Raw genomic sequence first — 25187 nt, 5'->3', positions numbered from 1 at the left:
TAATGATAGAAAAGGGAGGAAGTGTCATGCGATATCGTGATTTGAGCAGTAAGGAAATTGTAGATATTCAAACTGGTACTAGGTTAGGAATTCTCGGGCAAACAGACATAGAATTAGATGAAAAAACAGGTGAAATTGTTGCATTTATTATTCCTAACTATAGTTGGTTCGGCATGAAAAAGGAAGATGAGAATTTGCGTATTTTATGGTCAGATATAGAAAAAATTGGTGAAGATATGATCATGATACGGCAAACGCCTATCTCTAAATAAATGATTCAAATGACTCTTTTTTGAAGTTACCATTACTTAAAACTGTTTAAAGATTTTTTTCTTTAAACAGTTTTTTTATATCGTATTTCAATTTAAAAGAGGACTAAGCAGAGTAAATATGCTTAACGTACATTTGGGTAGATTACGCTGATGGGTACATGTACCTTCACTTTGATTTCTGTTGCTCATATGATATTACGAAAAATGGTTAATCTTATAAAAGAAGAGGTGGAGAAATGGATCAACTTCATATAGCGATACTGGGCGGTGATGCTAGGTATCTTGAAATGATTAAAAAGTTGTCAGAAGATAGACGAATTAAAATGGAATTGGTTGGTTTCAATCAATTAAATCAAGGCTTTACTGGTATAAAACAGACAGACTTTTCGTCATTAGAAGTCGAGAAACTAGATGCAGTCATTTTGCCTATACCAGGAATCGATAAAACTGGTTCGTTACATGCTGTCTTTTCAAATGAAGAAATTTACCTTTCTGAGCATTGGTTTTCAAGGATTCAAGAATCTTCTGTTGTATTTACAGGTATATCTACGCCTTATTTAGAAAAAATGAAAGAAATGAATAAACTAAAGTTAATTCCGTTAATGGATCGAGATGATGTTGCAATTTATAACTCCATACCAACTGCAGAAGGAACAATCATGCTTGCGATTCAAAATACAAATTTTACTGTGCATGAATCCACCGTTTTAGTATTAGGTTTTGGCAGGGTAGGGATGAGTGTAGCAAGCAAATTTAAAGCATTAGGAGCTAATGTTTTTGTTGGAGCACGAAAAACAGCAGATTTTGCAAGAATAAATGAAATGGGGATGGGCAACTTTCACATGAATGACTTAGCTGCATATACTGGACAGTGTGATATTCTTATTAACACGATTCCAGTAAAAGTAGTTACAGCGCCAGTGTTAAATCCGCTAAAGTCTAATGCATTAATTATTGATTTAGCTTCAAAGCCAGGTGGAGTTGACTTTGAATATGCTAAACAGAGAGGAATACATGCGATTCATGCACTAGGCCTTCCCGGAATGGTAGCACCTAGAACAGCCGGAGAGATACTTGCGAATATCATAAGCCAACTAATATTTACACATTAAAATATAGAAGGGGAGAATTTCTTGTGTTGAAAGGGAGAAAAATTGGTTTTGGGATAACGGGCTCACATTGTACCTACGCAGCGGTATTACCTCAAATAGAGCAATTGATTGACCTTGGAGCAGAAATTGTACCTGTTGTGTCAGATACAGTACAACAAACAGATACTCGATTCGGTAAAGCGGATGATTTGTTAAAGAAAATAGAAGGAATAACAGGTAGAGAGCCAATTCGAACAATTGTAGACGCAGAACCATTAGGTCCAGTTGAACGACTTGATTGTATGGTTATTGCACCACTGACCGGAAACTCAATGAGTAGATTGGCTAATGCAATATCTGATTCATCTGTTTTAATGGCTACAAAAGCAACTATGCGAAATGGTAATCCTGTCGTACTTGGCATATCTACAAACGATGCTTTAGGGTTAAATGGTGTCAATTTAATGCGTTTAATGACAGCAAAACTAATATATTTTGTACCATTTGGTCAAGATGATCCAGTCGAAAAACCAAACTCATTAGTAGCGGATATGACAATGATACCAGAAACTATTGCAGAGGCATTGCGGTTTAAACAATTACAACCAGTCTTAATTAGAAGAGTTTAATGCAAGTTTCATTGCTATAATTACTTTTTTCCCCTATTCTATGTTAAAATAATGATTACAATTATATTCTAGGGTAATTTATTGCATTGGAGAGGGGTTTTTTAATGTCTGAATTTAAAGGATATCAGGTTGCTGTAGTTGGAGCTACAGGAGCAGTAGGTCAGAAAATACTAGAAACATTAGAAAAAAAACAGTTTCCAATAGGGAAATTAATTCTTTTATCTTCGAAACGTTCTGCCGGAACCAATATAAAATTTAATGATCAGATTTATACCGTGAAAGAAGCAAAACCAGAAAGCTTTGAAGGTGTTGATATTGCACTGTTTTCTGCAGGAGGATCTGTATCGAAAGCACTTGCTCATGAAGCAGTAAATCGTGGTGCTGTTGTGGTTGATAACACAAGTGCTTTTCGCATGGCTGAAGGTGTACCACTTATTGTTCCAGAAGTGAATGAATCAGATATCCAAAAACACAGTGGTATTATTGCTAATCCAAACTGTTCAACAATACAAATGGTTGCTGCACTAAAGCCAATCAAAGATTCATTTGGGTTAAAGCGTGTCTTGGTATCTACCTATCAAGCTGTATCAGGAGCTGGAAATCAAGCAGTAGAAGAACTGTCTGAACAATCACAAGCGTTTTTAAATGGTGAGGAGCTTGAACCTGCAGTTTTACCGGTGAGTGGTGAAAAAAATCATTATCCGATTGCATTTAACGCACTTCCTCAAATTGATGTATTTCAAGAGAATGGCTATACCTTTGAGGAAATGAAAATGATAAATGAAACAAAGAAAATTTTACATGATGACAAATTATCTGTTGCAGCAACATGTGTGAGATTACCATTCTTTACATCACATGCTGAAAGTGTTTATGTTGAAGTAGAAAAAGACCAGATAACGGTTGATGAGATACAAGAAGTATTAGCTAATGCACCAGGGATTGTACTAGAAGACGATCCTACAAATCAAGTGTATCCAACTCCATTAGAGGCAGCAGGAAAATCAGATGTATTTGTTGGAAGAGTTCGTAAAGACTTAGATCAACCAAAAGGGTTTCATTTATGGGTTGTCTCAGATAATTTATTAAAAGGTGCAGCTTGGAATTCTGTTCAGATTGCTGAATCATTAATCAAAAATAACTGGTTGTAATGACGAGGTGGCAACATGGAAGTAATCATACAAAAGTTTGGCGGAACTTCCGTCCAAAATAAACAAGTGAGACAAGAGGCAATCAACCGCATTGAAGCATCTGTTAAACAAGGATATAGAGTGGTTGTAGTTGTTTCGGCTATGGGAAGAAGCCCTGAGCCTTATGCAACCGATTCATTATTAGCTTTAGTTGATTTTCCTAACACACATATTTCAAATCGCGAGCAAGACTTGTTATTATCTTGTGGTGAAGTAATATCATCTGTTGTATTTTCTAATGAGTTAAAACAACATGATATTTCTGCTATTGCACTTACAGGGGCACAAGCAGGCTTTTTAACTACTGAAAATTTTAATTCAGCAAAAATAAAAGAATTACAAGTGGATCGTCTGAAGCAAGAGTTAAACAGCCATCAAGTAGTAGTTGTTGCGGGTTTTCAAGGGATCTCTAAAAACGGTGAAATTACTACATTGGGTAGAGGTGGAAGTGACACTTCTGCTGCAGCATTAGGAGCAGCACTGAATGCGGCTTACATTGATATTTTTACAGATGTAGCTGGTATCATGACAGCTGACCCAAGAGTAGTAAAAGATGCTAAAACGTTAGATGTTGTCACATATAATGAAATTTGTAACCTTGCTTATCAAGGCGCAAAAGTGATCCATCCAAGAGCTGTTGAAATTGCAATGCAAGCAAAAATACCTATGCGAGTACGTTCTACTGTATCCGATGAGATCGGTACATTAGTTACCTCTTCCTTAGATGAGACAAAAGGAAAGGATATATCTGATCGATTAATTACAGGTATTGCTCACATGTCAGGTATTACACAAATAAAAGTAGATACGACAGAAAATGTAGATCAACTACATTCAAATGTATTTAAAGCAATGGCCGAGTCAGGTATTTCAGTTGATTTTATTAATATTTTACCTAACAGTGTCATATATACAATTCCTGAAGCATTCTCACAACAGGCAAAGCAGTCGTTAAACCAATTAGATTATCACCCTGAAATGATCCATCATTGTGCAAAAGTATCTTTAGTTGGCGCTGGTATGACAGGTGTACCTGGTGTGACAGCAAAAATTGTGCAAACTTTATCAAAAGCTGGTATACAAATTTTACAGTCTGCGGATAGCCATACAACAATTTGGGTTCTTATTCACCATGATGATCTTGTGCCAGCTATTAATGCGTTACACAAAAGCTTTGAATTAAATAGTATAGCCAAATAGTTGGAACTTAAATTGATCACTAGGTGTGAAAGGAGTATGTGACTATCGTGAATTTTGGAAGTTTATTGACTGCAATGGTGACACCATTTGATCAGTCAAATCACGTGGATAATCAACAAGTTGAAAAATTAATTGAACATTTAATCAAACACAAAACAGATGGATTAATCGTAGCAGGTACTACAGGAGAGTCACCAACACTTTCCAAACAAGAAAAAGTAGCATTATTTGAATTAACAGTAAAAAAAGTAAATGGAAGAATTCCTGTTATTGCAGGGACAGGATCCAACAATACGCAAGAAACAATTGAATTAACTAAAAAAGCCGAGAAGGCGGGTGTCGATGGTATTTTATTAGTGACACCATATTATAATAAACCTAATCAGTCTGGATTATATGAGCATTTTCGTGCAGTAGCAGAATCAACTAGTTTACCTATTATGTTATACAACATACCAGGTAGGACAATGGTTCACCTATCTGTTGAGACAATTGTTTCTTTGTCACAAATCGATAATATTGTATCAATTAAAGAATCTAGCGGTAATTTAGATGCAATTTCACAAATTATTGAACAAACGGATGAAAGCTTTACTGTTTATAGTGGAGATGATAGTTTAACTTTACCTTTAAAATCTATTGGAGCAAATGGTGTTGTTTCTGTATCTTCACACGTTATTGGTGAAGAGATGAAACAAATGCTAGACTATTTCGATCACGGAAAGGTGCAACAAGCAGCTAACATTCATCGAAAAATACTACCGATTATGCGTGGATTGTTCGTTGCGCCATCTCCCGCTCCTGTAAAATACGCATTACAATTACAGGGCATAGACACTGGTAAGGTTCGTTTACCATTAGTGCCACTTTCTGAAATAGAAGAACAATTAATTAAAGAATTAATGAATGCTATACATTAGCTTTTTTAGGCCTTTACTTACTACAAGTGAAGGCTCTTTATTTTGCTATCTTTTTGTATGATGTGAATTTATATGTTCATACTAGTAAAAGATATGAAAAAGGAGCTGAAGCTAATGTCTAAACCAGATAAATTACAAGAAGAAGAAGAGCAGAAACAGTCCTCTTTAGTTGAGAAAATTCAACAATTAGGTCAAAGCACGATACCACATGCGCCTGATTCTAATATCCATGTATTGTCAATTATTGGCCAGGTAGAAGGTCATGTGCAACTGCCACCACAAAACAAAACAACCAAATATGAACATCTTTTACCCCAATTAATAGCGATTGAGCAAAACCCTAAAATAGAAGGGTTAATTATTTTATTAAATACAGTAGGCGGAGATGTTGAAGCTGGATTAGCTTTATCAGAAATGATTGCTTCACTATCTAAGCCAACGGTATCAGTAGTGTTAGGAGGCGGTCATTCAATTGGTGTTCCTATTGCTGTGGCAGCAAATCATTCATTTATTGTTCCTTCGGCTACAATGACAATTCATCCAATACGTCTTACAGGATTAGTCATTGGTGTACCGCAAACATTTGAATACCTTGATAAAATGCAAGAACGTGTTATTCAGTTTGTAACAACCCACTCACAAGTTAGTGAAGAAAAATTTAAATCACTAATGTTTGAAAAAGGAAATCTAACTAGAGATATCGGGACAAACGTAGTCGGTAAAGATGCCGTATCATATGGATTAATTGATGCTGTTGGTGGAGTGAAAGAGGCAATGGTACATTTAAATAAACAAATTGAAATGTATAAAGAAAACAAAGGGATGATCCAATGATACTTTATACTCCTTTAACACATAACGATATATTTGTAACCACACAGGAGCAATATGATAAGCAAAAAATGATTGAAATAGCAGGAAAACGTCTTTTGGTTGATTGTTTAAATGATGGAACCTATCGAGTGGTTCAACTATTATCAACAAACCCAAAAGACTATTTAGAGACATCATTGCAACCGGGAGAAATATTAAATAGCTAGATAATTTCTAACAGCACGTCAATGCAACCAATAGATGACAAAATGCATAACAAGAACAAACACTTGTGCTATAATAGACATGTAACTGTGAAATGAGAATAGTGTCTGATGCTATCATCCAAGCGAAGTTTTTTTGTACCGAGCTATCATGATATGGATAGTTTTTTAGAAAAATGGATAGCCCTTGTCTTGTAGGCGAGGGTTTCTATTATCATTTTTATGAAGTAGAATAAATAATGAAAAGAATTTAGAATGATAGATAAATGTGAGGTGAGGGAAATGGCAAAACGTAAAAAGAGAAAAAATAAAAAAAAGTTACAACAACAATTGAAATATGAATTATTAGGTATTTTATTTATTTTCCTTGCCATTTTAGGAAGTGGAGCAAGTGCAATCAGTGAAGGAGCAATTCCAAATTGGTTAGAACTATTGTTTCGATTACTGTTCGGTATTTGGTATGTTATTGCTTCCATCGCTTTATTAGGATTTGGTTTGTATTTAATGATTAAGCGACAATTACCAACCTTATTGAACCGTAGATTAATAGGAATCATGATTGTTTTCCTTTCTTTATTATTAGTAACCCATATTGAAAAATTTGAGTCAGCTGTTGCGCAAAACGCCTCTGTCTTACAGTTAACATGGTCTCATTACGTTAGTTATTTAAATGGCGAAATGCCTGCATCTAGTTTAGGGGGAGGATTAATAGGAGGTATACTATTTGCGTTTACATACGTTCTTTTCTCAGCTACGGGAGCCCAAATTGTAGCGTTTTTTTCTTTTTTAATCGGTGTTGTTTTTATTACGGATTTTTCAATCGGTGTTTTTTTAGAAAACCGTTTAAAAGGGTTTAAATCACGTATGAATCAGCTTTTTAAATACAAAAAAGCGAAAAAGAAGCAAAAAAAAGTGTCAGTTACTTCTGAAAAGATAGAAATTGATGGGGCATTTCAAGAAGAAACCCAAAGCCATGATGAAGACATAGTGTCAGAGCCGGTCATTCAGGAATTTACCGATGTAGCATATCCAACTCAGCATTTGAAAGGGAATGACACAAAGGAAAACCATTCAGAGACTGATGGTGATACAACAGATTCAAAGCAAGCATTACCTTTAACAGAAATGGAGAATATCGATTATCAACTTCCGACGCTTGACTTGTTAGATGAGCCTAAAAATCAACATCACCAACAAGGCAAAGGAGAAATTCAAGCTACTGTAAGAAAACTAGAGCGCACCTTTCAAAGTTTTGGTGTGAAAGCGAGAGTTACCCATGTACACGTAGGTCCAGCTGTAACTAAATATGAAGTTTATCCTGAAGCAGGAGTGAAAGTTTCAAAGATTGTTAATCTACATGATGATTTGGCGTTAGCTTTAGCAGCAAAAGATATTCGAATTGAAGCGCCGATACCTGGTAAATCAGCTGTAGGAATTGAAGTCCCTAATCAAGAAATCGCGACAGTGTCTTTACGTGAAGTATTAGAGACAAATCAAGCGAACAATGGCTCGATCTTATCTTTCGTTTTGGGAAGGGATATTTCAGGAGATCCGGTAGTTGCTGAATTAAATAAAATGCCACACTTACTTGTTGCTGGAGCGACAGGTAGTGGTAAGAGTGTATGTATTAATGGAATTATTACAAGCATTTTGATGCGTGCTAAACCACATGAAGTAAAAATGATGATGATTGATCCAAAAAAAGTTGAATTAAATATTTACAATGGAATACCCCATCTGTTAACACCTGTTGTTACCGATCCGAAAAAAGCATCAAGAGCACTAAAGAAAGTAGTTTCAGAAATGGAAAGAAGGTATGAACTATTTTCAGATACAGGTAATCGAAATATTGAAGGGTATAATGAATATATTAAGCGTTATAATAATACGACGAATACCGAAGAGCAACAACCACTTTTGCCATACATTGTCGTGTTAGTAGATGAACTTGCTGATTTAATGATGGTAGCTTCTAGTGACGTAGAAGATGCAATTACTAGACTTGCACAGATGGCAAGAGCGGCTGGTATTCATCTAATTATTGCTACACAACGGCCTTCTGTTGATGTTATTACTGGAGTGATTAAAGCAAACATACCTTCCAGAATTGCTTTTAGTGTCTCTTCTCAGACCGATTCTCGTACAATCCTAGACTCTGGTGGTGCAGAAAAACTACTAGGTAGAGGTGATATGTTATTTATACCAGTAGGTTCTTCTAAACCAACACGTATCCAAGGAGCGTTCCTTTCTGATGAAGAAGTGGAACAGGTTGTTGATCATTGTATTGAGCAACAAAAAGCACAATATCAAGAAGAAATGATACCCGAGGAAGAAACGGAAGTACAAAATGAAGTAGAGGATGTATTATTTGATGACGCTGTTCAACTAATCGTCCAAATGCAAAGTGCAAGTGTGTCTATGCTCCAAAGAAGATTTCGAATTGGTTATACACGAGCAGCAAGATTAATAGATGCAATGGAAGACCGAGGTATTGTAGGGCCATATGAAGGATCAAAACCTAGATCTGTTCTAGTGACAGAATATGACGAACAAAAATCAAGTTAAGTATGTAAAAATCGCTACCTTAATGATTAAGGTAGTGTTTTTTATTTAAAAAATAGAAAAAGAATAGTAAAATATATTGACTTATCAGACGTCCAACCTTTAAAATGTAATTGTAACGATGATACCGTTTTCAAAACAATGATGACGTTGGACGTCCTACTAAAAATGCAGCGCTTTCATTATGATTATGACGAATGTTATCGTTTTCATCAGTCACATGTTCTATTTAGTATTTATTTATCGAATTAATAATGTTATATTAATGTTTGACAATATTGATACGGTGTAAATACTGGAGGTTTATGAATGTCAATAGAAACAAAATGGGATGATGCATTTCAAAAACTATCGTTGGCAATAAAACAAGATATAGAAAACAATGCAATTCAAAGGAAAAAAAAGCTGCCATCAGTACTTACACTTGCTGAAAGGTATGGTGTTTCAAAACAGCTGATGAAAGCAGTCCTTCAGCAGTTAATGAAAGATCAAATTATTTTAAATCGTGCAGGTGTAGGATTGTTTGTTAACTCACAGCCCATTTTCTCTTCAGGAATTGAACAATTAGGTAGTGTCACTCAAATGATTAGCAACGCTGGAAAAACGCCGGGTACACAGTATGTGTCTGCGGAAATTGTCGAACCAGACAACAGCGATTTAAAACATTTTCAGGACGGTACCCTTGGCAATATAGCGAAAATAGAGCGTGTGCGAACGGCTGATCGAGAACCTGTTGTTTATTGTATTGATAAAGTTGATCATAAGTTGATGCCGATGGAGCAAATACATAGTAAACATTCCATTTTTCAACTGTTAGAAGATTACAGCAACAAGAAAATCACTTATGCTGTAGCGTTTATTGAACCAATCAGTTTTGACTCGAATATTTCACCGATATTAAACTGTCAACCAGACCAAGCATTATTGCTGCTAAAGCAAATTCATTACACCGAATCAGACGAACCAATTCTTATATCAGAGAATTATTTTAGACCAGATGTATTTCAGTTCTATGTCGTTCGGAGAAGAATTTGATTTTAGTTGACTTTGAGGAGGTGGTGTCTGCATCAATCTCGGGTATAACTAACATTTTTTATTTGTTTTAAATTTAACAATATCATTGGGGGTATAGAAATGAAGAAAAATCGTTTATTATTATTGTTTGGTTTACTGCTTAGTGCTGTTTTAGTTTTAAGTGCTTGCGGCGGTTCAGATGATACTGACAAGAAAGACGAAGGTACAGATGGATCAGACGAAAAAGCATCAGAAGAAACAACGGATTTTAAAGTATCTATGGTTACAGATGTTGGTGGAGTAGATGACAAATCATTTAACCAATCATCGTGGGAAGGCTTAGAAGCATTTGGTGAGGAGCATGGTTTAGAGGAGAAGGTTGGATACGATTATGCACAATCTGATCAAGATGCAGATTTTTTACCTAACTTAAATCGTTTAGTGAAGCAAGATTTTAATTTAATCTTTGGTGTAGGTTTTAAATTAGCGGAGGCATTAGATGAGGTTGCTAGTCAAAATCCAGATACACATTTTGCAATTGTCGACTCTGTTGTTGAAGGCGACAATATAGCGAGTATTACATTTGCTGAGCATCAAGGTTCATTCTTAGTTGGTGTTGCAGCTGCAATGAAATCTGAAACAGGAAAAGTTGGCTTTATTGGTGGGGAAGAAAGTGATTTGATCAAGAAGTTTGAAGCTGGTTTTGTTGCTGGTGTAGCTTCCGTTGATCCCGAAATTAAAGTAGAAGTAGATTATGCTGAATCATTTGCAGCTCCTGATAAAGGTAAAGCAATTGCGGCAAATATGTATAACAATGATGTTGATGTAATTTATCACTCTTCTGGTGCTACTGGTAATGGTGTATTTGCACAAGCGAAAGATATTAAAAATGGCGATCCTGATCGAAACGTTTGGGTAATTGGTGTAGACCGTGACCAACATGATGAAGGTGCAATTAATGATACTAACGTAACACTTACTTCTATGATAAAACGTGTGGATACTGCTGTACAAACTGTTTCTAATCAAGCACTTAATGGTGAATTCCCAGGTGGCGAAATTCTTACATTTGGTATTGAAGAAGAAGGTATTGGTGTAGCGGATACGAATGAAGAAGCTTACACAGACGAAATTGATACAGCTGTTCAAGATTGGAAAGAAAAAATTCTTAATGGTGATGTAGCTGTTCCATCTACTGATGAAGAATTAAAAACATATCTTGAAGCATTATAATATGTAACAAATCTTAACATGCTTTAAATTTTCTGAAGGCTAGAGATTTTCTAGCCTTTTTTATCTCTACTAATCTGTGAAGTCTTCAAATGAAAAGAAATTACTCTCCCCTTTTCATTTGGTGATTTTATCATACATTTTCCGTATAAGGAGTGAAGATGGATGGAGAATTATGTAATTGAAATGCTTCGAATACGTAAAGAATTTCCTGGTATCGTTGCTAACAATAATATAAACCTTCAAGTGAAACAAGGAGAGATTCACGCTCTCTTAGGAGAAAACGGGGCTGGTAAGTCTACATTAATGAACGTGCTTTTTGGTCTTTACCAACCAGAGCAAGGAGAGATACGTGTAAAAGGTGATACGGTTAAAATAACTGATCCAAATATTGCCAATGAGCTAGGGATTGGAATGGTGCATCAACATTTTATGCTCGTTGATACCTTTACTGTAACTCAAAACATTATTTTAGGTAGCGAACCTAAAAATGGTTTAGTTGTTGATACAAAACGGGCGGAACAAGAGATTGTTGAATTGTCCGAAAAATATGGGTTAGACGTCGATCCAAAAGCCAAAATTCGTGATATATCCGTAGGTATGCAACAACGTGTTGAAATTTTAAAAACGCTTTATCGTGGTGCGGAAATTTTAATTCTTGATGAACCAACGGCGGTTTTAACCCCACAAGAAATTAAGGAATTGATGAAAATATTGAAATCTTTAATTAAAGAAGGCATTTCAATTATTTTAATCACACATAAATTAAAAGAGATTATGGAAGTGTGTGATCGTTGTACTGTTATTCGAAAAGGGGAAGGAATTGGTACAGTTAATGTGAAGGATTCCAATCCAAATGAATTAGCTTCGTTAATGGTAGGAAGAGAAATAAGCTTCAAAACAGAAAAAACGCCAGCACAACCTAAAGAAGAAATATTAAAAGTAGAAGGCCTTGAAGTGAAAGATATTCGTAATGCCTTAATGGTTAAAGGCCTTAACCTATCTGTTAAAGCTGGAGAAATTGTTGGGATAGCTGGTATTGACGGAAATGGTCAAACAGAATTAATCGAAGCATTAACTGGACTTCGAAAAGTCGAAAAAGGAAAAATAAATCTTGGTGGGAAAGATATTACTAACTTATCTCCTAGAAAGATTACAGAATCAGGTATTGCTCACATTCCACAGGATCGACATAAATTTGGACTTGTATTAGATTATGCAATTGGTGAGAATATGGTTTTACAAAGCTATTATCAAAAACCTTTTTCAAATATGGGTATTTTATCTTTTAAGAAAATATATGATTATGCTAATCGTTTGATTGATGAGTATGACGTTCGAACACCAAGTCCATATACACAAGCTAAAGCATTATCTGGTGGAAACCAACAAAAAGCGATTATAGCACGTGAAGTTGATCGTTCTCCAGATTTACTAATTGCTGCTCAGCCTACTCGAGGATTAGACGTTGGTGCGATTGAATTCATTCATAAAAAGTTAATTGAAGAAAGAGATAAAGGAAAAGCTGTCTTACTTTTATCTTTTGAATTAGATGAAATTCTAAACGTTAGTGATCGAATTGCAGTAATGTTTGATGGGAATATTGTTGCAAATGTTAAGCCTGAAGAAACTGATGAACAAGAACTTGGATTGTTAATGGCTGGAAGTAAGAAGCAGAAGGTAGGTGACCGGTAATGTTTTCTAATCGATTATTTAACCTATTAGTACCAATCATTTCCGTATTACTTGGGTTGGTAGCTGGTGCGATTATCATGTTTGCTTTTGGATATAATCCTATTGAAGGCTATCTAGCATTATGGGACGGTGCTTTTGGTAACAGTTATTTCTTTGGCGAAACCATTCGTCAAGTTACACCATATATTCTAACTGGATTAGCTGTTGCCTTTGCTTTTAGAAGTGGTTTGTTTAATATTGGAGCAGAGGGGCAAGTTATCGTTGGTTGGGTTGCGGCTGTATGGGTCGGATCGAGCATTGAAGCTCCTATGATTATTCATTTACCATTAGCTATATTAGCTGCTGGCTTCGCTGGAGCACTTTGGGGATTTTTACCTGGATTATTAAAGGCGACGAAGGGTGTCCATGAAGTAATTATAACGATTATGATGAATTATATTGCTTTGCACGTTTCTAATTACATGATCAGAAATGTAATTAGTGACGGTGGAGATGCTTCCGATCGTGTTGCGGATACAGCATCGCTTGCATCCAATTGGATTATGGAATTGACTGATTACTCTAGGATGCACTATGGAATTATTGTAGCATTTATTATGGCGTTTATTATGTGGTTTATTCTAGAAAAAACGAGTTCTGGTTATGAATTTAAAGCAGTTGGATTTAATCCACATGCATCCAAATATGCTGGTATGAATGTTAAGAAAAACATTATCATATCTATGGTAATCTCAGGTGCATTCGCTGGTTTAGCAGGTGCAATGGAAGGATTGGGGACATTTGGTTATATGCCTACGCATTCTGCTTTTACTAACTTAGGTTTTGATGGGATTGCTGTTGCATTATTAGGAGGTAATACAGCTTTTGGGACGGTAATTGCAGCTTTTTTATTCGGTATATTAAAAATAGGGGCGTTGAATATGCCTACGTCTGCTGGTGTGCCGTCTGAACTAGTAGAGATCGTTATTGCATTAATCATCTTTTTTGTCGCATCAAGTTATATTATTCGCTGGGCTTTATTACGCATGAGAAAGGAGGAGAAATAAATGGCAATTATAGATATATTACAATCAATTATACCAATTGCATTGTTCTATTCTGCTCCACTAATTTTTACAGCACTTGGAGGAGTATTTAGTGAGCGATCTGGTGTTGTAAACATTGGCTTAGAAGGTTTAATGGTGATGGGTGCTTTTGTCGGGATCGTATTCAACTTGACGTTTGCTGACATGTTTGGTGCAGCTACACCTTGGCTATCCATTCTTGTTGCTGCTATTGTTTCTTCTATCTTTTCCTTATTGCATGCTGTGGCATCTGTTTCTTTACGAGCAGATCAAGTAGTAAGTGGTGTGGCAATCAACTTTCTTGCGTTAGGTTTAGGTGTATTCTTAACGAAGCAATGGTATGGTAAAGGACAAACAGATATGGTAACTCAGCCTTTCTACTCTAAAAATGTACCTATCTTATCTGACATACCAATTATAGGAGATATGTTCTTCTCAGGGGCGTATTACACCTCATTTCTAGCAATTGCTTTAGCAGTTATTTCTTGGTTTGTTCTTTATAAGACTGCTTTCGGTTTACAGCTCCGATCTGTAGGGGAACACCCAATGGCTGCAGACACAAATGGGATTAATGTATATAGAATGCGTTATATTGCTGTGATGTTGTCCGGTGCGTTTGGTGGTTTAGGTGGTTCTGTCTTTGCACTTACAATCGCACTTAATTTCTCGGCTTCAACCATTGTGGGACAAGGTTTCATGTCTTTGGCGGCAGTAATCTTTGGAAAATGGCATCCTTTAGGTGCTTTAGGTGCCGCATTGTTCTTTGGTTTTGCACAAAGCTTGAGTGTTATTAGTGCAAATGTACCGTTTTTAGCTGATGTACCTAAAGTTTATCTGACGATTGCTCCATACGTATTAACCATTCTTGCATTAGCAGGATTTATTGGACGAGCAGAGGCTCCGAAAGCTAACGGCCAGCCTTATATTAAAGGGACACGTTAAATATATTGATGAGAAAAAGAGTCTGGTAATTGTTACCGGGCTCTTTTTTCGATAGAATGAGTTCTAAGGGTATAATAAGAAAAAAGATTTGGAATCTGTATGAAGGATAAGGAGGCATCAAGTTGTCTATTTTAAATGAAACAATTGTTAAACAGAATGGTTTTCGATTACACATGGTCAATACGAAAAAATTTAAAACGATTCATATCGTATTAAAATTTAGAGCGCCGCTTATAAAAGAATCGATAACAAAAAGGGCATTATTACCGTTTGTTTTACAGCAAGGAACTAGCTCCAACCCTAGTCGAAATGAGCTTCGCCAAGCATTAGATAACCTTTATGGAGCAGAACTAAATATTGATGGAGCAAAAAAAGGAAACAATCATATTCTGACATTCCGAATGGAAATTGCTAATCAATCTTACCTAAACACGACTACTAATATCTTTGATGAATCAGTTAAACTTTTACATGAGGTAATTTTTTCACCGAAACGGACTGATGAATCGTTTGATGAAACTGTTGTAGCTAGGGAGAAACAGACATTAAAACAAAAGATTCACTCTATTATTGATAATAAAATGAGTTATGCAAACATGCGATTAATTGATGAAATGTGTCAAAAAGAAGACTATCGCTTGCATGTTCATGGGTATGAAGATGATTTGGAGCATATTAATGAACAAAATCTATACGCTTACTATCAAACGTTACTCAATCAAGATCAAATGGATATCTATGTTTTAGGTGATTTATCATCTATAAATGTAGAAGATACAATCAGCTCATACTTTAACCAAGTAAGAAGCATGAATGAGATAAATATTAGTGTGGAATCCCATCGTGTTAATTCTCCAAAAGAGATTGTAGAGCAACAAAATGTGCAACAAGCAAAATTACATCTTGGATTTAGGACGGACATTACTTATGGCGATCCGCTTTATCCTGCACTCCAAGTATTTAATGGTGTCTTTGGTGGTTTTCCAAGTTCTAAGCTCTTTATTAATGTAAGAGAAAAAAATAGTCTAGCTTATTACGCAGCTTCAAGATTTGAAAGTCACAAAGGTTTATTACTTGTTTTTAGCGGAATTGCACCTGAAGATTATCAAAAAGCGAAGCAGATTATTTTGGAGCAGATGGAATCGATGAAAAAAGGTGAGTTTACTGAAGAGGATATGGAGCAATCAAAAAAACAAGTGGAAAACCAATGGAAAGAAACCATTGATCATCCGAATGGACTTGTTGAACTATTTTACCATCAAGTATTAGCAAACATTGAGCTTACACCTTCAGAAATTTTAACGCAAATACATCGTGTATCTAAGTCCGATCTGATTGAAGTAGCGAATAAGTTACATTTAGATACCGTTTATTTGTTGACAACTCAGGAAGGGGATAATCATGAATAAACAATATTATGAGCAACTAAAAGAAACGTTGTATTCCAATCATTTAGCTAATGGTCTAGAAGTATATTTGTTACCTAAGCCAGAGATGTCGAAAACATTTGCTATTTTTGCGACAGATTATGGTTCGATCGATCAGTCCTTTACGCCAATCAATCAAAATGAAATAATTACGGTTCCTGATGGGATTGCTCATTTTCTAGAACACAAACTGTTTGAAAAAGAAGATCGTGATGTTTTTCAAGATTTCACTAAACGTGGCGCTTCAGCAAACGCTTTTACATCCTTTACAAAAACAGCATACCTTTTTTCTGCTACAGAAGAAATAGAAAGCAATGTTGAAACATTACTTGATTTTGTACAAGCACCTTATTTTTCTGTTCAATCAGTTGAGAAAGAAAAAGGTATTATAGCACAAGAAATTCGGATGTATGATGACCAACCAGATTGGCGTGCTTTTTTCGGAACAATTAGTAATATGTATCACAATCATCCTGTGCAAATAGATATCGCTGGTACAGTTGATTCGATTCAGGCAATTACAAAAGAAGATTTGTACACATGCTATGAAACCTTTTATCATCCGTCAAATATGATTTTATTTATTGCAGGTAATTTTCAAGCTGAGCAGATGATGGAATTAATTGAAGTGAACCAAAAGAAAAAGACATTTCAACCATTAAACAAAATAGAACGTTCTTTCGCTAAAGAACCAGCAAATGTGGCTGAACGTAATAAGGTGTTAGAAATGCCTGTATCTGTCCCGAAATGTATGGTCGGTATTAAGGAGAACTTACAACACGTTGACGGTGATTTTATGAAGCATGACTTGTTAGCAGATATGCTCATGGATCATTTCTATTCGAAGAGTGGAGCGTTTTATAATGAATTATATGATCAGGATCTAATTGATGACAGCTTTTCTTTTGAATCCAATAGAGAAAAGAATTTTGCATTCTCTATACTTGGTGGGAATACTACTAAACCAGATCAATTAGCTGATGTGATAAAAAGGCAACTCGAAATATGGAACAATACTTCTTTAACACCTTCAGAATTTGAACGAATGAAACGAAAAAAAACTGGAGGGATTTTAAGTAGCATGAATAGTTTAGAAGCAACGGCTCAACAATTCATACATTATAAAACATTAGGATTTGATTATTTTAAGTTACTACCTACACTTGATAAATTAACGATAGAAGAGGCGAACACCTTTTTGCAAAATTGGATCAATGATGATAACCTTACTGTTTTTCAAGTTATGCCAGCTAAAAAAGACAAGTAATGCATAAGCATTGTCTAATAGCTAGGGGACAGTGGAGGTATTAGTAAGTAAATTTCAGTTCAAAATGGTAAACGAAAGATTTACTATATCTGCATAATATTAGAAACGAGCAAATGAATTAATAATTGACACAAAAGTCATCAGTATCGGTTGTAATGAAAGTAATGAAGCTGATTTGTATATAGCAACAGGAATACGCAAGTTGATTTAATCCATAGCTTTTTAAAACCTACACATATTAACAATCGTTAATTAGATTATTTCAAGATACATCCTGAACGACTTATTTCGAGTAATAGTGAAATGATTCAAGATAGTTGTTGCATGGTAAATAGGCGGCGATGTATATTTTTCTATATTTCTTCACACCATAACAATGCAATCTATATTAAGGAGGAAAAGTATATATGTCAGTCTTAGACAATTTTGAATCATGGAAGGATTTTCTTGGTGATCGATTACACCAAGCACAAGCACAAGGAATAAGTCAAGAAGCAATTTCGGATTTAGCATATGATATTGGTAATTATTTATCTAACAATGTGGATGCTAAAAATGACAAAGAAGCTGTTATCAAAGAGCTGTGGAATGCAGGAGATGAAAAAGAGCAGCATGCCATTGCAAACATGATGGTAAAATTAGTGCAGAATGAAGGTACAGATCGTTAATCCAAAAGCCCTTGCTTTTAAAGCAAGGCTTTTTTATATTTTTTTACTAATCGTTCAAATTTTAACTTGTAACTACTATCCATCTTATAAATTATCATATACAATAGACATAGAAATAAAAAAGTAATGTCATTTATCTTTCATAAATTATTAAAATCATTTATGATAAGAATAGTGTGAAAAGCTATAGATACCTGTTATTATTTAATTGGATGGTGTTAACATGGAAATTGGAATACGATTAAAAGAAGTTAGAGAAGAAAAAGGGTTATCCATCAAAGATATTGAGAAGATGACTAAAATACAAGCTAGGTATATACATGCGATTGAAAAAGGTGAATTTTCACTGTTACCCGGCACGTTTTATACAAGGGCGTTTGTTAAAGAATATGCGATAGCTTTAGGATTAGATTCAAGTAAATTATTAGAAGAGTATAGTCATGAGCTACCGTCCGCGAATAAAGATACAACAATAGAGTATACTCGCATGCAACGTAGTAAGAAAAATACTAACTTCTCACAAAAAAAATCACCCATCTCCTCTTTATTACCAACTGTGATTGCAGGAATATTAATCATCGGTGTATTTTTTATTATTTATTTAATAACCAGTGATTATTTTTCTAATGATGGGAAAGAGAACGGAACCGCACCTTCTTCTGAGCAAAACGGAGGGGATGAAGTAAGATTACCTCCTGAATCAGAAGATAAACCGGAATCACCAGATTCGGAAGCGAGTATAGATGATGAGACACTAGAAGAAAATCCAGAAGATGACAGTGTTCAAAAATTAGAATTGAAACTGATAGAATTTGAAAATGATCAGTCTACTTATGAATTTACTTCTGTCGAAGATCAAGTAACAGTAACATTTAATACAGAAGGACAAAACTGGTTGGAAGTAGAAGATAGCAATGGAAAAAGTCTCTATTACGGCACTTTTCAACAGTCTGATTCACCAATGGAATTAGATGTTTCTAATAATGAAAAAATATATTTAAGATTTGGTGAACCAACGACTATTTCGATCGAATTGAATGGGATGCCGTTAGAACTATCTGAGGATATTAGTAGTCCAACAGCAGTTCAACAGGTTTGGATTAATATGAATCAGAAACAGGAATAGAGTATGAAACAACCCCTTTTCATCATACGGTGAGGAGGGGTTATCATTTAAAAGAAAATTCAGTTTATGTTGTAAATTAAAGGAGAATACATATGAATATACCTAATCAAATTACTTTATCTCGAATTTTTTTAATCCCGATCTTTATTTTGCTTTTAACTTTACCATTAGATTTCGGGGAATGGACAATTGGTGCATCTACTTTACCAATTGTAGATTTTGTTGCCGCTATGTTATTTATTGTTGCAGCGGGTACCGATTGGGTTGATGGTTATTATGCAAGAAAACACCAATTAGTAACGAATTTAGGGAAATTTCTAGACCCAATGGCAGATAAATTATTAGTTTCATCAGCTTTTATTCTTTTAGTAGAAATGGGCATGATACCTGCTTGGATTGTTATCATTATCATTAGTAGAGAATTTGCTGTTACAGGCCTACGTTTAGTTGCAGCAGGAGAAGGAATTGTGTTGGCAGCTGGAAACATGGGTAAATGGAAAACTACTTTTCAGCTTGTGTCCATCGCGGCGCTATTATTGCATAATTTTCCGTTTTCTTTCATCAACTTCCCGTTTGACATACTAACATTATATATCGCATTAATCTTAACTGTAATTTCTGGAATAGATTATTTTGTGAAAAATTGGCATGTGATGAGAGGGTCCAAATAATGGGTGAATCATATAATGCTGAAATTATTGGGGTTGGAACAGAGCTTCTATTAGGGCAGATTGCAAATACAAATGCGGAATGGATTTCTGAAAAATTAGCTAATTTAGGTATTAACACTTTTTATCACCAAGTAGTCGGTGATAACATGGATCGTGTCATAGGTTGTTTTAAAGAAGCTTCTAGTCGATCCGATCTTGTGTTTGTCACTGGAGGACTTGGACCAACAGAAGATGATTTAACTAAAGAGGCGTTTGGAAAACTTTCGAACAAAGAATTAGTGCTGAATGAACAAGTACTTGCTGCTATATCTAACTTTTTCAAAAAAAACAAACGGCAAATGACTACTAATAATCACAGACAAGCAATGGCTTTTAAAGATGCTGTCATTATCCCAAATTCGATTGGTACTGCGCCAGGAATGATTACCACTTATAATGGATGTACGTTTATTTTGATGCCAGGTGTTCCTCGAGAAATGAAAAAAATGATGACAACGTTTGTTATGGATTATCTAAAAGATCACTTTATGCTACAAGATATTATTCGTTCTCGAATGCTTCGGTTTATTGGCATAGGCGAATCCCAATTGGAAGACAAGATTCAAACAATTATCTCAAAACAAGATAATCCTACAATTGCTCCATTAGCTACTGACGGTGAAGTAGCCATTCGTATCACTGCAAAAGCAGAGACAACAGAACAAGCTAATCAGCTCATTCAACAACAAGAGGACGAGTTACTTCAAATTGTAGGTGACCATTTTTACGGTTATGATGATCGAACGATTGAACAAGCAGTCCTAAGTTTACTTCAAGAGAAAAATCAAACAATTGCTGGAGCGGAAAGTTTAACAGGTGGACTTTTCTCGGATGCCATGGTGGCAAATCCAGGTGCAAGTGATGTGTTTTTGGGTAGCATAGTTAGCTATGCAGTAAATGCAAAAAGAAATGTACTAGGTGTCTCAGATACAACGATAGAGAACGATGGTGTTGTCAGTAGAAAATGTGCTGAAGAAATGGCGAAAAAAACATCGGACAAATTTAATTCAGATATAGCAATTAGTTTCACAGGTGTTGCAGGTCCGAATAATTTAGAGGGTAAAGAAGTTGGGACAGTGTTTATTAGTATATATTTTGCCAAGGCAAATGTTCAAACTAGTGAATTTTATTTTTCTGGTGATCGTAATTATATTCGTAAGCGATCAGTAAAAAAAGGATTTGAACTTTTATACCATTTATTAAAAAATAACTAAAAGTTGAATTTAGGATACTTTACAGTTAATAAATAACTTGTTTGTTTGATATAAAAAACTATTTTACATATCTGAATTGAACAGAAATTTATCGAACATTTATTCGCTTTTTGCTTGTTAAATCTCAAAAAACAAGTTATGATAGTAATAGTTTAAATTTCGAGGGGGAAGATAATGTGAGTGATCGTAAACAAGCCTTAGACATGGCGTTAAAATCAATAGAAAAACAATTTGGTAAAGGTTCCATTATGAAGCTAGGTGAGCAAGCAGAACAAAAAATAGCTACTGTTTCAAGTGGTTCTTTAGCATTGGATGTCGCTTTAGGTGTAGGTGGATATCCTAGAGGTCGTGTTATCGAAATTTATGGACCTGAGTCTTCTGGTAAAACAACCGTTTCTTTACATGCTATCGCAGAAGCGCAAAGACAAGGAGGACAAGCAGCATTTATCGATGCTGAGCATGCATTAGATCCAACTTATGCTAGAAATCTTGGCGTCAATGTTGATGAACTATTATTATCTCAACCGGATACTGGTGAGCAAGCGTTAGAAATTGCTGAAGCTCTTGTGCGAAGTGGCGCAGTTGATATGATTGTTATTGATTCTGTTGCTGCTCTTGTTCCTAAAGCTGAAATAGAAGGTGAAATGGGTGATGCCCACGTAGGTTTACAAGCAAGACTAATGTCTCAAGCCTTACGAAAATTGTCTGGTGCAATAAATAAATCGAAAACGACTGCGATCTTTATCAACCAAATTCGTGAAAAAGTTGGTGTAATGTTTGGTAACCCCGAAACCACACCTGGTGGGCGCGCACTAAAGTTCTATTCATCTGTACGTTTAGAAGTACGTCGAGCGGAAACGCTAAAGCAAGGAAACGATATGGTAGGTAATAGAACAAGAATTAAAGTAGTGAAAAACAAAGTAGCCCCACCATTTAAGCAAGCAGAAGTAGATATTATGTATGGAGAAGGCATTTCCAAAGAAGGTGAACTACTTGATATTGCATCCGATTTAGATATTGTTCAAAAAAGTGGTGCGTGGTATTCTTATAATGAAGAACGTTTAGGACAAGGTAGAGAAAATTCTAAGCAGTTTTTGAAAGAAAATACTGCTATCACAGAGGAAATCTACAATAAAGTTCGCAATCACTATGGTATGGACGTGCCTGCACCAACTGAAGAATCGGATCAAAGTGAAAAATAATAATCAACGATTAAAAAACTGATAACATAACATTGTTATCAGTTTTTTTGATAATATTTGACGTTTCCTTGACATAACAAACTAGCAAGATTAAAATTAAAATGTATAATTTTATTATACATTTTTGATTAATTATGCATTTATATTGGTAAAACTGTACATGCCGACTTAAATTGTTTTGTACAAATTTATAGCAAGAGGAGGTGAAACCATGGAAAGCATAGACATCGTCATCTCCATTTTGCTCCTAATCGTCGGTATTGTTGTTGGTTATCTGATTCGTAAGTCTATTGCAGAAAAGAAGATTTCTAGTGCGGAAGAATTAGCTAAGCAAATTGTTGAAGAAGGACATCGAAATGCTGAAGTGGCTAAGAAAGAAGCACTGCTAGAAGCGAAAGATGAGAGTCATAAAATTCGCCAGCAAGTAGATCAAGATCTTCGAGAACGAAGAGTGGAACTTCAGAAACAAGAAAATCGTCTATTGCAAAAAGAAGAGAATTTGGACCGAAAAGATGAAACGCTAGACAAGCGTGAGCTCATGTTAGAGAAAAGAGAAAGTTCGCTAACAGAAAAACAACAACAAATTGAAGAAACGGAAAGCAAAGTGGAAGCTACATTAAGCGAGCAACAAGCTGAGCTAGAACGCATTTCAGGATATACAACTGACCAAGCCAAACAAATTATTCTAGATCGAGTAGAAAAAGAAGTGACACATGATGCAGCATTGATGATTAAAGAAGCGGAGAACCGTGCAAAGGAAGAAGCAGATAAGAAGGCAAAAGAAGTTCTTTCTATCGCAATGCAACGTTGTGCAGCAGATCATGTGGCGGAAACAACTGTATCGGTTGTTAACCTTCCGAATGATGAAATGAAAGGTCGTATAATCGGTAGAGAGGGACGAAATATTCGTACACTTGAAACGTTAACCGGAATTGATTTAATCATTGATGATACGCCAGAAGCTGTCATTTTGTCAGGATTTGATCCGATACGGAGGGAAACTGCTCGAATTGCACTAGAAAAACTAGTACAGGATGGTAGAATCCATCCCGCCCGTATAGAAGAAATGGTTGATAAATCAAGACGTGAAGTAGATGAATATATTCGTGAAGTGGGAGAGCAAACCACTTTTGATATTGGTGTTCATGGACTTCATCCTGATTTAGTGAAAATACTTGGAAGATTAAAATATCGTACAAGTTATGGTCAGAATGTATTAAAACATTCGATGGAAGTTGCGTATCTCTCAGGACTACTTGCCGCAGAACTTGGTGAAGATGTTACTGTTGCTAAGCGTGCTGGTTTGTTACATGATATTGGAAAAGCTATCGATCATGAAGTAGAGGGAAGTCATGTTGAAATAGGGAAAGAATTAGCGATAAAGTATAAAGAAAATGATATTGTAGTTAACTCCATTGCCTCGCATCATGGTGATGAAGAAGCAACATCCATTATTGCTGTTCTTGTTGCATCCGCAGACGCACTGTCAGCTGCACGCCCTGGTGCACGAAGCGAAACACTAGAGAATTATATCAAACGATTAGAAAAACTAGAAGAAATCTCTGAATCATATGCGGGGGTTGAAAAATCGTTTGCAATTCAAGCAGGACGTGAAGTTAGAATCATGGTGAAACCAGAAGAAATTGATGACTTGGAATCATTGCGTATTGCACGAGAGATCAAAAAACGCATTGAAAGTGAGTTGAATTATCCAGGTCACATAAAAGTAACGGTAATCAGAGAAACAAGAGCTATCGAATATGCAAAATAAAGCGACCAATCGGTCGCTTTATTTTATTTAATCGAATCAATATTAAACCTTTGATACTTTGACATTTGTATGCACTTATGTGAAACTGATACTAATTATATAGACAAGGAAGATTAAACATGAAAATATTATTTATCGGTGATGTCGTAGGTTCACCAGGAAGAAATCAATTAGAAGCATATTTACCTAAATTAAAACAAAAATATCAACCACAGTTAACGATCGTGAATGGTGAAAATGCAGCTTCAGGTAAAGGAATGACTGAAAAGATATACAAGCAATTTCTAAGTTGGGGCGCACAAGTGATTACAATGGGAAACCATACTTGGGATAAAAGAGAGATTTTTGAATTTATTGATGATGCAAAAAATATGATTCGTCCCGCGAATTTTCCAGAAGGAACACCTGGAAGAGGTTTTCAAATAATAGATTGTAATGGTGTGAAAATTGCGGTGATTAATTTACAAGGAAGAACGTTCCTTCCTCCAATTGATGATCCATTTCGAAAAGCAGATGAGCTAGTAGAACTCGCAAAAAAAGAAGCATCTATTATCTTTGTTGATTTCCATGCAGAAGCAACGAGCGAAAAACAGGCTTTAGCATGGTATTTAGATGGCAGGGTTAGTGCGGTAGTTGGAACACATACACATGTGCAAACAGCAGATGAACGCATTTTAGATAATGGAACAGCTTATATTACTGATGTTGGTATGACAGGACCTTATGATGGCATTTTAGGTACAGATCGAGAGGCAGTTATTAAACGTTTTTTAACTAATCTACCTGTTAGATTCGAAGTCACTAAGCGGGGAAAAGTACAGCTAAATGCAGTATTAATCGATATAGATGATACGAGCGGAAAAGCAAAACAAATAAAACGAATCATGATCAATGATGATCATCCCTTCTTTGTATAGCGTTTGAATGTTAAGATAATTTCCTTCATAATGAAATTA

23 protein-coding genes are annotated in these 25187 nt (G+C 35.4%); all 23 read left to right on the top strand.

Going from position 1 to position 25187, the window contains the following annotated elements; translation table 11 throughout:
• Positions 1 to 26 precede the first annotated feature (26 nt).
• Complete coding sequence (locus ACH6CY_RS01040; RefSeq protein ID WP_374065345.1) at positions 27 to 272, top strand: YlmC/YmxH family sporulation protein; 246 nt, start codon at positions 27 to 29, stop codon at positions 270 to 272.
• Positions 273 to 508: 236 nt separating this feature from the next.
• A complete protein-coding gene (gene dpaA, locus ACH6CY_RS01035; RefSeq protein WP_374065344.1) occupies positions 509 to 1384 on the top strand; it encodes a dipicolinic acid synthetase subunit A in 876 nt (291 codons plus the stop codon).
• Positions 1385 to 1410: 26 nt separating this feature from the next.
• On the top strand, positions 1411 to 1992 hold the full coding sequence (locus ACH6CY_RS01030; protein ID WP_374065343.1) for a dipicolinate synthase subunit B: 582 nt from the start codon (positions 1411 to 1413) through the stop codon (positions 1990 to 1992).
• A 104-nt stretch (positions 1993 to 2096) separates the two neighbouring features.
• Complete coding sequence (asd, locus tag ACH6CY_RS01025) at positions 2097 to 3143, top strand: aspartate-semialdehyde dehydrogenase (RefSeq protein WP_374065342.1); 1047 nt, start codon at positions 2097 to 2099, stop codon at positions 3141 to 3143.
• 15 nt (positions 3144 to 3158) lie between these two features.
• On the top strand, positions 3159 to 4382 hold the full coding sequence (dapG, locus tag ACH6CY_RS01020; protein ID WP_374065341.1) for an aspartate kinase: 1224 nt from the start codon (positions 3159 to 3161) through the stop codon (positions 4380 to 4382).
• Positions 4383 to 4429: 47 nt separating this feature from the next.
• Complete coding sequence (gene dapA / locus ACH6CY_RS01015) at positions 4430 to 5302, top strand: 4-hydroxy-tetrahydrodipicolinate synthase (RefSeq protein ID WP_374065340.1); 873 nt, start codon at positions 4430 to 4432, stop codon at positions 5300 to 5302.
• A gap of 114 nt (positions 5303 to 5416) precedes the next feature.
• Positions 5417 to 6136 (top strand): ClpP family protease, encoded by a 720-nt coding sequence (locus ACH6CY_RS01010; RefSeq protein WP_374065339.1) that lies wholly within the window; start codon positions 5417 to 5419, stop codon positions 6134 to 6136.
• A complete protein-coding gene (locus ACH6CY_RS01005) occupies positions 6133 to 6342 on the top strand; it encodes a YlzJ-like family protein (RefSeq protein ID WP_374065338.1) in 210 nt (69 codons plus the stop codon). Before ACH6CY_RS01010 ends, ACH6CY_RS01005 begins: the two co-directional genes overlap by 4 nt.
• Before the next feature lie 279 nt (positions 6343 to 6621).
• On the top strand, positions 6622 to 8904 hold the full coding sequence (locus ACH6CY_RS01000) for an FtsK/SpoIIIE family DNA translocase (protein ID WP_374065337.1): 2283 nt from the start codon (positions 6622 to 6624) through the stop codon (positions 8902 to 8904).
• A 306-nt stretch (positions 8905 to 9210) separates the two neighbouring features.
• The gene (locus ACH6CY_RS00995; protein ID WP_374065336.1) at positions 9211 to 9936 is read left to right on the top strand and encodes a GntR family transcriptional regulator; all 726 of its coding nucleotides are present in this window, start codon (positions 9211 to 9213) and stop codon (positions 9934 to 9936) included.
• Between the two features lie 99 nt (positions 9937 to 10035).
• Positions 10036 to 11148: a BMP family lipoprotein gene (locus tag ACH6CY_RS00990; protein WP_374065335.1), complete on the top strand. Its 1113-nt coding sequence runs from the start codon at positions 10036 to 10038 to the stop codon at positions 11146 to 11148.
• 162 nt (positions 11149 to 11310) lie between these two features.
• Positions 11311 to 12840, top strand: a complete 1530-nt coding sequence (locus ACH6CY_RS00985; RefSeq protein ID WP_374065334.1) for an ABC transporter ATP-binding protein — start codon at positions 11311 to 11313, stop codon at positions 12838 to 12840.
• Complete coding sequence (locus ACH6CY_RS00980) at positions 12840 to 13886, top strand: ABC transporter permease (RefSeq protein ID WP_374065333.1); 1047 nt, start codon at positions 12840 to 12842, stop codon at positions 13884 to 13886. The genes ACH6CY_RS00985 and ACH6CY_RS00980 overlap by 1 nt, the downstream gene beginning before the upstream one ends.
• Positions 13887 to 14846, top strand: coding sequence for an ABC transporter permease (locus ACH6CY_RS00975; RefSeq protein WP_374065332.1), 960 nt, complete (start codon positions 13887 to 13889; stop codon positions 14844 to 14846). It begins immediately after the preceding gene.
• Positions 14847 to 14968: 122 nt separating this feature from the next.
• The gene (gene yfmF, locus ACH6CY_RS00970) at positions 14969 to 16255 is read left to right on the top strand and encodes an EF-P 5-aminopentanol modification-associated protein YfmF (RefSeq protein WP_374065331.1); all 1287 of its coding nucleotides are present in this window, start codon (positions 14969 to 14971) and stop codon (positions 16253 to 16255) included.
• Positions 16248 to 17540 (top strand): EF-P 5-aminopentanol modification-associated protein YfmH, encoded by a 1293-nt coding sequence (yfmH, locus tag ACH6CY_RS00965; RefSeq protein ID WP_374065330.1) that lies wholly within the window; start codon positions 16248 to 16250, stop codon positions 17538 to 17540. Before yfmF ends, yfmH begins: the two co-directional genes overlap by 8 nt.
• Before the next feature lie 407 nt (positions 17541 to 17947).
• Positions 17948 to 18208 carry a DUF3243 domain-containing protein gene (locus tag ACH6CY_RS00960; RefSeq protein WP_374065329.1) on the top strand — a complete coding sequence of 87 codons (261 nt, stop codon included), beginning with the start codon at positions 17948 to 17950 and terminating at the stop codon, positions 18206 to 18208.
• Positions 18209 to 18431: 223 nt separating this feature from the next.
• Entirely contained in the window at positions 18432 to 19334 is a 903-nt protein-coding gene (locus ACH6CY_RS00955) for a helix-turn-helix domain-containing protein (RefSeq protein ID WP_374065328.1), read from the top strand.
• A 92-nt stretch (positions 19335 to 19426) separates the two neighbouring features.
• Positions 19427 to 20005 (top strand): CDP-diacylglycerol--glycerol-3-phosphate 3-phosphatidyltransferase, encoded by a 579-nt coding sequence (pgsA, locus tag ACH6CY_RS00950; RefSeq protein WP_374065327.1) that lies wholly within the window; start codon positions 19427 to 19429, stop codon positions 20003 to 20005.
• Entirely contained in the window at positions 20005 to 21258 is a 1254-nt protein-coding gene (locus tag ACH6CY_RS00945; protein ID WP_374065326.1) for a competence/damage-inducible protein A, read from the top strand. The genes pgsA and ACH6CY_RS00945 overlap by 1 nt, the downstream gene beginning before the upstream one ends.
• Before the next feature lie 176 nt (positions 21259 to 21434).
• Positions 21435 to 22460, top strand: a complete 1026-nt coding sequence (recA, locus tag ACH6CY_RS00940; protein WP_374065325.1) for a recombinase RecA — start codon at positions 21435 to 21437, stop codon at positions 22458 to 22460.
• 211 nt (positions 22461 to 22671) lie between these two features.
• Entirely contained in the window at positions 22672 to 24231 is a 1560-nt protein-coding gene (gene rny / locus ACH6CY_RS00935; protein WP_374065324.1) for a ribonuclease Y, read from the top strand.
• 119 nt (positions 24232 to 24350) lie between these two features.
• Positions 24351 to 25148, top strand: a complete 798-nt coding sequence (locus ACH6CY_RS00930; protein WP_374065323.1) for a TIGR00282 family metallophosphoesterase — start codon at positions 24351 to 24353, stop codon at positions 25146 to 25148.
• The last annotated feature ends 39 nt before the right edge of the window (positions 25149 to 25187 follow it).

Origin of the sequence: Paraliobacillus sp. JSM ZJ581 (assembly GCF_044383835.1) — a bacterium.
In the GTDB taxonomy this organism is placed as follows: Bacteria; Bacillota; Bacilli; order Bacillales; family Amphibacillaceae; genus Paraliobacillus.
Note: the sequence above shows the minus strand (reverse complement) of the source record. Positions and strands in the feature narration are given on the sequence as shown.

Bases quoted from the DNA above. Each gene is read 5' to 3' on its own strand.
- rny (WP_374065324.1), top strand. From the start codon at position 22,672: ATGGAAAGCATAGACATCGTCATCTCCATTTTGCTCCTAATCGTCGGT.
- ACH6CY_RS00930 (WP_374065323.1), top strand. From the start codon at position 24,351: ATGAAAATATTATTTATCGGTGATGTCGTAGGTTCACCAGGAAGAAAT.
- ACH6CY_RS01005 (WP_374065338.1), top strand. From the start codon at position 6,133: ATGATACTTTATACTCCTTTAACACATAACGATATATTTGTAACCACA.
- ACH6CY_RS00995 (WP_374065336.1), top strand. From the start codon at position 9,211: ATGTCAATAGAAACAAAATGGGATGATGCATTTCAAAAACTATCGTTG.
- ACH6CY_RS01040 (WP_374065345.1), top strand. From the start codon at position 27: ATGCGATATCGTGATTTGAGCAGTAAGGAAATTGTAGATATTCAAACT.
- ACH6CY_RS00960 (WP_374065329.1), top strand. From the start codon at position 17,948: ATGTCAGTCTTAGACAATTTTGAATCATGGAAGGATTTTCTTGGTGAT.
- asd (WP_374065342.1), top strand. From the start codon at position 2,097: ATGTCTGAATTTAAAGGATATCAGGTTGCTGTAGTTGGAGCTACAGGA.
- dpaA (WP_374065344.1), top strand. From the start codon at position 509: ATGGATCAACTTCATATAGCGATACTGGGCGGTGATGCTAGGTATCTT.
- ACH6CY_RS00975 (WP_374065332.1), top strand. From the start codon at position 13,887: ATGGCAATTATAGATATATTACAATCAATTATACCAATTGCATTGTTC.
- ACH6CY_RS01000 (WP_374065337.1), top strand. From the start codon at position 6,622: ATGGCAAAACGTAAAAAGAGAAAAAATAAAAAAAAGTTACAACAACAA.
- ACH6CY_RS00985 (WP_374065334.1), top strand. From the start codon at position 11,311: ATGGAGAATTATGTAATTGAAATGCTTCGAATACGTAAAGAATTTCCT.
- ACH6CY_RS00980 (WP_374065333.1), top strand. From the start codon at position 12,840: ATGTTTTCTAATCGATTATTTAACCTATTAGTACCAATCATTTCCGTA.
- pgsA (WP_374065327.1), top strand. From the start codon at position 19,427: ATGAATATACCTAATCAAATTACTTTATCTCGAATTTTTTTAATCCCG.
- dapG (WP_374065341.1), top strand. From the start codon at position 3,159: ATGGAAGTAATCATACAAAAGTTTGGCGGAACTTCCGTCCAAAATAAA.
- ACH6CY_RS00990 (WP_374065335.1), top strand. From the start codon at position 10,036: ATGAAGAAAAATCGTTTATTATTATTGTTTGGTTTACTGCTTAGTGCT.
- ACH6CY_RS00955 (WP_374065328.1), top strand. From the start codon at position 18,432: ATGGAAATTGGAATACGATTAAAAGAAGTTAGAGAAGAAAAAGGGTTA.
- ACH6CY_RS01010 (WP_374065339.1), top strand. From the start codon at position 5,417: ATGTCTAAACCAGATAAATTACAAGAAGAAGAAGAGCAGAAACAGTCC.
- yfmH (WP_374065330.1), top strand. From the start codon at position 16,248: ATGAATAAACAATATTATGAGCAACTAAAAGAAACGTTGTATTCCAAT.
- ACH6CY_RS00945 (WP_374065326.1), top strand. From the start codon at position 20,005: ATGGGTGAATCATATAATGCTGAAATTATTGGGGTTGGAACAGAGCTT.